General features: G+C 54.3%; 2 rRNA genes. Both read right to left on the bottom strand.

From position 1 onward, the window contains the following. A 23S ribosomal RNA gene (locus J1M87_RS23800) occupies window positions 1–80 on the bottom strand; the annotation flags it as partial. A gap of 362 nt (window positions 81–442) precedes the next feature. After that, window positions 443–560 (bottom strand): 16S ribosomal RNA (locus J1M87_RS23795); the annotation flags it as partial.

Here is a 560-nt window from a genome sequence, read left to right as displayed (position 1 = left end):
CGAGGCTTATCGCAGCCTCCTACGTCCTTCATCGGCTCCTGGTGCCAAGGCATCCACCGTACGCTCTTCATTACTTACAACAAAGATGCTCGCGTCCACTGTGCAATTCTCAAACAACACACAACCAGAAGAACACCCTGCATCCATCAGACCGACACAACAACAAACCCCGAAAGGCCCACCACCATGCCGCGATAGGGATACGAACTCCCAGTCATATATGTCTTGCCATGAAAGAAACACTCGCGTGTTCTCTCAGGACCCAACAGTGCATCGATATAACAGTTACTCCCACCAGCAGGGCCGGCAGTAATGAATAAAAGTTGGTTGTCAGTGTTCCACCCGTGAGCACCGCCGGATGACGTATGCATCCGAAACGGTTTCTGTCGCTCGATCATCTGCTGACTGTTCAGCAGTGCATCGCAGCGAAGAGGCTCCTTAGAAAGGAGGTGATCCAGCCGCACCTTCCGGTACGGCTACCTTGTTACGACTTCGTCCCAATCGCCGATCCCACCTTCGACGGCTCCCTCCCACAAGGGGTTAGGCCACCGGCTTCGGGT

Source organism: Rhodococcus sp. KRD162 (assembly GCF_017168335.1).
Taxonomy (GTDB): domain Bacteria; phylum Actinomycetota; class Actinomycetes; order Mycobacteriales; family Mycobacteriaceae; genus Rhodococcoides.
The sequence above is the reverse complement of the archived record's forward strand: the minus strand, read 5'-3'. Positions and strand labels throughout refer to the sequence as shown.